Raw genomic sequence first — 9,465 nt, 5'->3', positions numbered from 1 at the left:
CCCTTGCTGCCTCTCGTTTCGGATATCCATCCACTGTGCTCCTTTCATTTCCTGACTCCCTTTCCGGACGCTTTTTCTGTCCTTTGGGGAGTCTATCTTTTTTTCTCCTCTCCGCCACAAATTTACATTTTTTCCTCAGCGTTTTTTTACATTTTATCACTGGCGCGGACATTGCAGTTACAATTGTTGTTTCTGCTGACATGATTTCCAGAAGTCCCTTGAACGCTGGGCGGCCGCCCGCGTCATAGGCCTCCTCACTGTGCTGGTACAGCTTATCCTGGATTTCGCGCAGTTGGATTTCGGTTTGTGGGCTGTCGAATTGTTGTGCCATACGCACCGCCTCCTTTCGGGATTGGTGTTTCTGGTGTTAGTCAGGTATGCCTACGGCTTCCTCGACTTTCTGTTCACATACAATCTGCACTGACTATGCCCCTTCGCTCCGTCCGCCTTATTATTGCGGACATCATCGTTACTACGGGCTGCTGTCCCACGGATTAGCAGGTCATTTCCTACCTGCGCGGCGAAGGTGTCACTTCACTTACTTCAACAAATTGAAGTGCCGTCCGTGGTTCCTTTGTTCCCTATGCTTTAGCTTTACATATCGGTTTTAGTCCGTCCCTTTGGCCCGACTGCCATCCTTGACTTGTATGATATTCTGCCAAGGACATTCGGCCTTAATGGCTTTCTGCCGTTTTCCGCGCACGAAAACATCAACGGCGACAGTACTCCTATGGGGCTGATGGCTGTATAATCATCCTCTGCTTTACGAGCCGTACACTCAGGACATGGTCGGTTACAACAAGACATACTGGACATGACCGATTTGTGGTCAGTTTCTCTATTTACACCGGTCCAAAAAGAAATTTATTAGCGCAATGTGCGGAAAACTCCCCATTCATAGTGGTACTTACCACATAATAGGTCCTGCTTACCAGCAGCTCACCCGCGGCTTTCCGGTTCACCGCATCCGGATTAGGTAACCCATCCTCCAACTCCTGTGGCAAAGGGGGCCCCTGAGCGAAGCGAGGGCGGGGGATTGTCTTAGGAAAGCTGCTTCCATTCGAGCTTTTAAGTCAAAATAGTGCCTGCCAGTCAATCCCCACCGCTTCGCGGGAGTCCCCCTTAAAACGGGCTTCTGCGGCCGCTGACAAGTTTGGGTTGCTCTTTCGGGAATTTTCCTGTATAATAGGCCAGACGAGAGGAGGGGAGCCCATGCGCGTCATGGCCATTGACTACGGCGACGCCCACACGGGGGTAGCCATCTCCGACCCCACCGGACTGCTGGCGGGGACCACCACCACCATCAACAGCCGGCGGCAGGAGACAGTGGTGGATGAGCTGGTAAAGCTCATTGAGCAGCACCGTCCCGGCGAGGTCGTGCTGGGCTTTCCCAGGAACATGGACGGCACCGACAGCCGCCGGGCGGAGCTCTACCGGGGGCTGGCCCGGGCCCTGGAGGAGGCCGCCGGCATGAAGGTGATCCTCTGGGACGAGCGGCGCACCACCATCGACGCCCACCAGATCCTGTTCAGCCAGGGCAAGAACGGGCGGAAGCGGAAAAAGCTTGTGGACGCGGTGGCCGCCTCTCTGATTTTGGAGAACTATCTGAATTACAAACGACTGAAAGGGGATGCACCCCAATGAAGCATCATTTTTCCAGCGCACTGCTGGCTCTGCTGCTGGTTTTAAATCTCTCCGCCTGCGGACAGCCCGACGCGGTCTCCAGCGCCAACATTTACTACCCCCCGGCGGAGGCAGCCAGCAGTCTGGCTGATCTGCCGGAAGCGGAAAATTCCAGCGTCCCGGAGGAGGGCCCGGGCGACGTCAGCCTGGGAAACGACTCCAGCGGCAAGTCGGACGAGGGCAACGGGACCGTCGCCGAGGACGGCTGGTATACCTCCAAGGATGAGGTAGCCCTGTACATCCACCTCTACGGCCAGCTGCCCGGCAACTACGTCACCAAGGACGAGGCGGAGGAGGCCGGCTGGCACGGCGGCAGTGTGGAGCGCTACACCGGCGAGGGCACCGCCATTGGGGGGTCCCCCTTCGGCAATCGGGAGGGCCTGCTCCCCAAGGCGCAGGGGCGATATTATACCGAGTGCGACATTGACACGGCAGGGGAGAGCTCCCGGGGGGCCAAGCGCATCGTCTTCTCCAACGACGGGCTGGTCTACTACACCGAGGACCACTATGAGAGCTTTGAACTGCTGTACGGCCAGCCCTGACAGTTTCCGGAGCCGGCAAAGAGAGAAAGAATTTTCCCCCAGCTCTCTCTGACAGCCCGCCCCGGGCGCCATAACCATAGCGATGACCATTACGATTACAATAACGATGACCATAACCATAGGGAATCCCAAGTGTACAAAAACGTACAACTTTCCGCCTCTTCGCTGGTAACAGTGAGGAGGTGTTTTTTTGAGCAACACGAAAAAGAGCATTTTGGTCTATTTGGACAACTACCCCATGGTAACCGCCCTGCCCCCGGACCAGAGGGGCTGGCTGTTCACCGCCCTGATGGAATACGGCAGCCGCCTGAGCAGGGACACCGACACGGCAATGGAGCAGGTGGCGGAGGCATTCCCCCAGATGGATGGCGGGACGCAGCTGGTGTTCGGCTTTATGGCGACCAACATTTTCCGGGATACTCGCCGCTGGCTGAGCCGCCAGAGGAGCGCCGCCAGCTCCCCCCGCCCCAGAAAGAGCATGGCTCCCGGTCCCGCGCCCGCCCCCACTCCGGAGGATGAGAAAAAAATCCGGGAGGAGATGGAACGGACCCGCCGGCTGCTGGAGCAAAACAGTGAGGAGACGGGAAGATGGCTTAAGTGATTGGGCCTGAACGAGGAGATGACTGTACATATGTAGCCACAATGTAACCACAAATATTGACATACAGCCCTGGGTATGCTATCATAATGTTATATAAAAGGAGGGTTCCTTATGGACATTGTTTCTGCCACTAAGACCGATACGTTCCGAATGAGAATCAATCCGGAAATCCGCCGGAATTTGGAATCTGTTTACGCAAAAAGCGGCCTCACCCTGACTGATGCAGTCAATGTGTTTTTTCAGCAGTCCCTTAACGCTGGAGGACTACCCTTTTTGGTCACAGAGGACAACGCAGAACTGGTGAGAGCAAAAGCGTTGAAAAGATTGTTGAAGGAGTTGGAGGAGGGATTGTCTGACCCCATTTCTTATTCTGAGGATGAGATATATCAGATACTTGGAGTGGAAAAATGAAAATCAGATACAAAGGCGCTGCTTTGCGGGATATCAAACAGAAACAGGATTATATAGGAAACATTTTGCACAATAAGCAAGCTGGCCAAAAGCTGACAGAGTCCATTCTGTGTGCTGTCTCACTTCTGGCAGACAATCCTAGCATGGGAGTTTCCCTCAGCAGCAAATATGATGTAGATTTCGATCTGCGGTTTCTGATTGTCTCCAAACAACTGGTATTCTATCGTATTGAGGACGAGACGCAAATTTCTGTCGTTCGGATTCTGGATGGACGGCAAGATTATATGTCGATTCTGTTTGATTAGTTTGATATAATGCAGACAGCTTTACAAAGAAAAATGGATATATATTCCAATACGGAGCAGAAATTTCAAAGTTGTCTGGACGCCTGTTTGAAGCAGGCATAAGCACAGCCCCCGCCGTCACCGGTGGGGGCTGTTTTGATGGAGTTTACCGCTCGCACTTCCAGAAGAAGGCGCTGTAGGGGGGCAGCTCAGAACCGCCGCCAAAGTCGTGGGGCTGGCCGGTAATCAGGTCCGCCGCTCTGCCGCAGCCGGCGTCGAAGTGGGCGGTGTAGGGGGAGCCGCCGGCATTGATGGCCACCAGGACCCGCTCGCCGTCACAGGCCCGCTCAAAGATGATCTGCTGATTGGTGAGCACCACATTGCGGTAGGTCCCATAGCACAGCGCCCGGCTGCCCTTTTTCGCCTGGGCCAGCCGAGAGATCCAATCGGTCAGCTCATTCCACTCCGGCCTTTCCAGCGCGGGACGCAGCTCGGCGTCGCTGCCCCGGCCCTTGCTGCCGGTGATGCCCCACTCGCTGCCGCAGTACACCGCCGGAACGCCCGGCATTCCGAAGGCCATTGCCCAGGCGGGGCGCAGGTGTTCAGGATTGGTCAGCTTGGAGGCAATACGGTCCACATCGTGGTTGTCCAGGAAGGACAGCAGGTGCTTTCCCTTGTAAAGAGTCCACTGCTCCGGGCCAAACTGCCGGGCCAGGGAGTGGCCGATCTCGAACATATTCATGGAGTTAAAGGCGGACCACAGCCCCTTGTAGCACTCGTAATTGGTCACCGAGTGGCACATATCGTCGGCCATCCAGCGGGTGTAGTCCCCGTGGAGTGTCTCTCCCATGAGGACAAAGTCGGCCTTGACGCCGTTGGCAAAGGCCCGCAGCTGCTTCAGGTACTCCGGGGGCAGGCAGTAGGCCACGTCCAGCCGCAGGCCGTCAATGCCGAAGCGGTCGACCCAGGAGCGGATGGCCTCAAACTGATGCTCCACCACCGCCGGATTGAACAGATTCAGCTTCACCAGCTCGTTGTGGCCCTCCCAGCCCTCATACCAGAAGCCGTCGTTGTAGTTGGTGTTGCCGTCGAAATTGATGTGGAACCAGTCCTTGTAGGGGCTGTCCCACCGCTTCTCCTGCACGTCCTTAAAGGCCCAGAAGCCCCGGCCTACGTGGTTGAATACCCCGTCCAGCATGACCCGCAGGCCGGCGTCGTGGAAGGCTCTGCACACCTGCTCCAGGTCGCTGTCGGCCCCCAGGCGGGGGTCCAGATGGAAATAGTCCCGGGTGTCATAGCCGTGGCGGTCGCTGTCGAAAACCGGATTGAGAAGGACGGTGTCCGCCCCGGTTTTCTTGATATGCTCCACCCAGTCCAGCAGGCGCAGGATGCGGGGAGCCGCTACCCCGTCGTTTTCTGCCGGTGCGCCGCACAGACCCAGGGGGTAGATTTGATAGATGACTGCTTCGTCAAACCACATATGTTTTCTCTCCTTTCGCCCCGTGAGGCGAGAATTTGAACCGTCCCTATCATACTACAATTTGCCGGTTTTCGCAAGGTCATTCGTAGTCCAGCGCGCACACTGGGGCGTAGGATGAGCCCTGCGAAGCAGGGCCCCACAAGCGGCGAAGCCGCTTGCCCCCTTTTGAAAGGGGGTGCCCCAGTGCGCACACTGGGGCGTAGGATGAGCCCTGCGAAGCAGGGCCCCACAAGCGGCGAAGCCGCTTGCCCCCTTTTGAAAGGGGGTGCCCCAGTGCGCACACTGGGGCGGGGGATTGTCTTAGGACGACTGCTTCTATTTGAGATTACAAGTAGAAGTAATGCCAGCAAATCAATCCCCACCGCTTCGCGGAGCCCCTTTTCAAAGGGGCCCGGCCCGGCTTCGCCGGGCCGTACAAACGGCGGGAGCTTGTCGTCCTATGGCGCACAACTTCGTGACTTTAGAATTGCTTCTGCTGGTCAATCCCTGCCCGCTTAACCCATCAGCGAGACCACCTCAGGCCGCCGTCTCAGTTCCCGGTCCAGGCAGTCCAGGAAGATCCGGGTCAGCTCCTCCTTCCGCCGGGGGCCCAGGAGGTAGTAAATGATCTCGTCGGGGGGGCCGTTCTCCAGGGTGCGGATGGTGAGCCCCAGTTTCCTGGACATGGGGACGGCCACCACCGCCGGCGCAATGGCCCAGCTGTCCCACCAGCTGTCCTGCCAGCCGAAGAACTCCTCCAGCAGCGACATCTGGTCCAGCACCGCCCGGGGAGAGGAGGCCGTACTGAACCAGAAGGAGTGCCACAGGTCGTACTCCGGATTCCAGGGCAGGCGCAGCTCCTTGGCGGGGTCCAGCTCAGCGGGGACCACCCGCTCCGGCCAGGGCAGTCCGGGGCCGGTGAGGAGGACCATAGCGGAGCGGAAGGCGGGGACGGTCTCCACCTGGGGGTTGTACATATGGTCCGAGATGAGGGCCAGGTCAACCAGCCCCTGGGCCACATAGTCGTAGGCCTCCCGGGAGTGGTAGCTGTGGAAGGTGAGAGCCCGCCCCGGCGCCAAAAAATCCCGGAACACCGGGGGGAGCAGATCAGACACCAGACTGCCCACCGAGGCGGCCCGCAGCAGCTGTCTCTGGTCCTGGGCGGCCACCTCCCGGGTCTCCTGCCACAGCACCCGCCACTTTTCCGCCACCTGGATAAAGTCCCGGCCTTGGTCGGTGAGCTCGACCCGCCGCTGGCCCCGGCCCCGGTGGAACAGGGGACAGCCCAGGTCCTCCTCCAGCGCCCGCAGGTGGCGGCTCACTGCGGGCTGTGTGATGTAAAGCGCCTGAGCCGCCGCCGAGACGCTCTCCAGGCTGGCCACCGCCAGAAAAATTTCAATGCCCTGCTGGGTCATAGGCCGGTCCCCCTTAAATATAACAGATACATTATATTATAGCAGGGAAATCGGCATTTTACAAGGCTCTGCCCCTCTGCTATACTGGGCAGCGGAGAGGGGGACGGCTGTTCTCCCACTCCCAAACTGTCCGCCGGACGCGGACACAAAGGAGCGGATTTGAATGGACCAAGGCCGTCTGACCCAGGGGGACATAACCCGGCAGCTGATCGCCCTGTCGGGGCCGCTGCTGCTGGGCAACATTTTGCAGCAGCTGTACAACGCAGTGGACGCGGTGATTGTGGGCCAGTTTGTGGGCAGTACCGCCTTTGGCGCGGTGGGAGTGGCGGGCTCGGTGATGAACCTGTTCCTCTTCCTCATCAGCGGCGGCTGTGACGGTGTGGGGACCCTTCTGGCCCAGTTCTGCGGAGGGGACAACCGGTCCGCCTTCCGCCGGGAGTTCTTCCTGTCGGGGATCTTCGGCGCGGGGGCCTCGCTGGTGCTGACCGCCCTGGGGCTGCTGGCCCTGGAGCCCCTGCTGGCCCTGCTGCGCACGCCGGACTCTGTGGCGGTCTGCGCCCGGGCCTACCTCCAGATCATTTTCCTGGGCTTCCCCGCCGCCTTCGCCTTCCACCTGAGCTCCCGGGTCCTGCGCGCGGTGGGCAACACCCGGGCGGGCCTGGCCTTCCTCGCCTTGTCCATGGGGGTCAATCTGGCCCTGGACCTGGTGCTGGTGGCGGGGCTGTCCATGGGAGTCCAGGGGGCGGCGCTGGCCACGGTGCTGGCCCAGGCGCTGGCCGCTCTGCTGTGCGGGGGCTACCTCCGGCTGCGCTTCCCCCAGCTGATGTTTGGCCGGGAGGACATGGTGCTGGACCTGCCTCTGCTCCGGCGCACCGCCCGCTTCAGCGCGGTCACCGCCCTGCATATGTGCAACTTGTACATCGGAAAGCTGCTGGTGCAGGGGGCGGTGAACTCCCTGGGGGAGGAGGCCATCAACGCCTTTACCGCGGCGACCCGGGTGGAGGGCTTTGCCAACTCCTTCGGGGACAGCGGCGCGGAGGCCACCGCCATTTTTACCGGCCAGAACACCGGAGCCGGCCAGGGCGGCCGGGTGCGGGAGGGCTTCCGCAGGGGCCAGCGGCTGCTGCTGGGCCTGGGGGCTTTCATGTCCCTGGTCATGCTCCTCTGGGCGGAGCCCTGCCTGAGACTGGTGCTCCCCGCCGGCAGTCCGCTGGGCCCCGGGGCCGGCTATCTGCGGACAGTGGCCTGCTTCTACGTGTTCAACTTCCTGGGCAGCGGCCTGGCGGGCTACTTCCGGGGCCGGGGCCGGGTCAGCCTGCCCGTCATCGGCGCCACCGGCCACATCTCCCTGCGGGTCCTGCTCTCCTTCCTCCTGACGCCTGCTATGGGACTGCCCGCCGTGGGGCTGGCCACCGGGCTGGGCTGGATGGGTGTGGTCACATTCTGGTATATCCTGGCAGGGGTGACCTGCGCTGGGCCGCCGGAGCGGAGAAAGCCACCCTTGAAAATTGTGCACAGTGAACAAAGCGGACTTTTTTTCTCCGGCCCTCTTGACAAAATTGGAGAGGTGCGCTATGATAGGGCTCACACATCGCGGATGGGGTGCACAAGTAAATAGCTGCTTCTGTTCATATTGATTGGGCAAGCGGCCCAGTCGTCAGAACTGAAATCCAGCAGAAATGAAGGCAGTGTTGTCTTACACTGTGTTTCGTTTCTGCTGGTTTTTATTTCAGCAGTTTTATTTTATCCATTTAGTTGGATGAAGAGAAAGGAGGGCCGTATTTTTTCGGAACCACGTTTAACGACAGAGGAGGAGAATTATGAGAAAGAAGATGCTGGCCATATTGATGGCGGCAGCCATGATGCTTCCTATGGCCGCGCCCGTCTTCGCCACAGTGGATGAGGCGGTGCAGCCAATCATCACCGAGATGTCCCAGCCCGAGGCGGAGACGCCGGAGGTCCCCCAGGCTCCTGAGGAGCCTGGAGCGGAGACGCCGGAGGCCCCCCAGGCCCCTGAGCAGCCCGGGGCGGAGACGCCGGAGACTCCCCAGACTCCCGAGGAGCCCGGAGCGGAGACGCCGGAGACTCCCCAGGCCCCCGAGGAGCCCGGAGCAGAGACACCGGAGACTCCTGAGGAGCCCGGAGCAGACGTGCCCGAGTCTCCCGCAGAGGCCGAAGCGATGGCCGCCCTGCGGGAAAACGCCGCAGCGCGGGAGGCCGCAGCTCTGGCCGACGGAAGTTACCAATATGTGGTCTATGTGGGCGTGGAGGGCTACGGCACCTTTGCCTGTATGTCCAGCTCCCGCTTTGACACCATCATTCCCAAGGAGGACATGATCCACCGCTTCTTTGTGGACGGCGAGGAGAAGACCGCCAAGGTGTCTGCGGACAACAACTACGCCCTCCAGAACCTGATGAACGAGGGCTATGTGTACAACATCACCGTCTCTGGCGGTGTGGTGACAGCCGCCTCTGAGGCCGAGGGCGTGGAGGGCACCGTCTCCGCCGTCTCCGCCTCCAGCATTACGGTGGACGGCTCCCCCGTGGGGCTGAGCAGCGATACCAAGTGCTACGCCATCGACCCCAAGGTGGGCGGCGCTGTGGTCACCAGTACCAGCATGTCCAGTCTGGCGGGCAAGACTGTGAAGGTGTACGGCGATCCCGCCCAGGTGGTCTACCAGGCCTTTGTGGCGGAGCCCTACGAGGCCCCCGTCAGCGGGACCCCCGGTCTGCGCACCGTGAAGAACTATCTGGCTACCGCCCTGGAGCCCGTGGGTACTGCCCTGTATGTCTACGGCGGCACCTGGGACTGGCAGGATGTGGCCTCCAGCCCCCAGGGGCGGACCATCGGTATCCCCCAGACCTGGATCGACTTCTTCCAGCAGCAGGACGCCAATTTCAGCTACCGCAACGACAACGACTACACCAGCACCACCTATCAGTTTGGCCTGTGGAATCAGTATCACTATGCCGGCGTGGACTGCTCCGGCTATGTGGGCTGGAGTGTGTACAATGTGATGAACACCCAGTCCGGTATGGCTGACACCGACTACTATGTGGGCGGAGCAAA

At 60.0% G+C, this 9,465-nt stretch carries 9 protein-coding genes and 1 pseudogene; 7 read left to right on the top strand and 3 right to left on the bottom strand.

The window, feature by feature from the left end; all coding sequences use genetic code 11:
* Positions 1-331, bottom strand: a 331-nt coding sequence (locus D1646_RS21160; RefSeq protein WP_160638348.1) for a hypothetical protein, incomplete at its 3' end; no start/stop codon positions are given.
* Positions 332-1,212: 881 nt separating this feature from the next.
* On the opposite strand from D1646_RS21160, the gene ruvX reads away from it, so the two are divergent.
* The 5 genes from ruvX (at position 1,213) to D1646_RS21135 (ending at position 3,542) form a co-directional block, all read left to right on the top strand.
* Positions 1,213-1,644, top strand: coding sequence for a Holliday junction resolvase RuvX (ruvX, locus tag D1646_RS21155; RefSeq protein WP_160638347.1), 432 nt, complete (start codon positions 1,213-1,215; stop codon positions 1,642-1,644).
* On the top strand, positions 1,641-2,225 hold the full coding sequence (locus D1646_RS21150; protein ID WP_160638346.1) for a ribonuclease domain-containing protein: 585 nt from the start codon (positions 1,641-1,643) through the stop codon (positions 2,223-2,225). Before ruvX ends, D1646_RS21150 begins: the two co-directional genes overlap by 4 nt.
* 190 nt (positions 2,226-2,415) lie before the next feature.
* Positions 2,416-2,826: a DUF6291 domain-containing protein gene (locus D1646_RS21145; protein ID WP_160638345.1), complete on the top strand. Its 411-nt coding sequence runs from the start codon at positions 2,416-2,418 to the stop codon at positions 2,824-2,826.
* A gap of 111 nt (positions 2,827-2,937) precedes the next feature.
* A complete protein-coding gene (locus D1646_RS21140) occupies positions 2,938-3,237 on the top strand; it encodes a type II toxin-antitoxin system RelB/DinJ family antitoxin (protein WP_160638344.1) in 300 nt (99 codons plus the stop codon).
* Positions 3,234-3,542: a type II toxin-antitoxin system RelE/ParE family toxin gene (locus D1646_RS21135; protein WP_160638343.1), complete on the top strand. Its 309-nt coding sequence runs from the start codon at positions 3,234-3,236 to the stop codon at positions 3,540-3,542. The genes D1646_RS21140 and D1646_RS21135 overlap by 4 nt, the downstream gene beginning before the upstream one ends.
* Before the next feature lie 145 nt (positions 3,543-3,687).
* Here D1646_RS21135 and D1646_RS21130 read toward each other — a convergent pair whose 3' ends face one another.
* A complete protein-coding gene (locus D1646_RS21130) occupies positions 3,688-5,001 on the bottom strand; it encodes an alpha-amylase family glycosyl hydrolase (protein WP_160638342.1) in 1,314 nt (437 codons plus the stop codon).
* Between the two features lie 494 nt (positions 5,002-5,495).
* Positions 5,496-6,395: a LysR family transcriptional regulator gene (locus D1646_RS21125; RefSeq protein WP_160638341.1), complete on the bottom strand. Its 900-nt coding sequence runs from the start codon at positions 6,393-6,395 to the stop codon at positions 5,496-5,498.
* Positions 6,396-6,558: 163 nt separating this feature from the next.
* Between D1646_RS21125 and D1646_RS21120 the strand changes: the two genes are divergently transcribed.
* Both D1646_RS21120 and D1646_RS21115 read left to right on the top strand, forming a co-directional pair.
* Positions 6,559-8,013: an MATE family efflux transporter gene (locus D1646_RS21120; RefSeq protein ID WP_160638340.1), complete on the top strand. Its 1,455-nt coding sequence runs from the start codon at positions 6,559-6,561 to the stop codon at positions 8,011-8,013.
* Between the two features lie 202 nt (positions 8,014-8,215).
* Positions 8,216-9,465 (top strand): annotated as a pseudogene (locus D1646_RS21115) (hypothetical protein); the annotation flags it as partial.

The sequence above is a fragment of the Pseudoflavonifractor sp. 60 genome, assembly GCF_009911645.1.
Taxonomy (GTDB): Bacteria; Bacillota; Clostridia; order Oscillospirales; family Oscillospiraceae; genus Lawsonibacter.
Note: the sequence above shows the minus strand (reverse complement) of the source record. Positions and strands in the feature narration are given on the sequence as shown.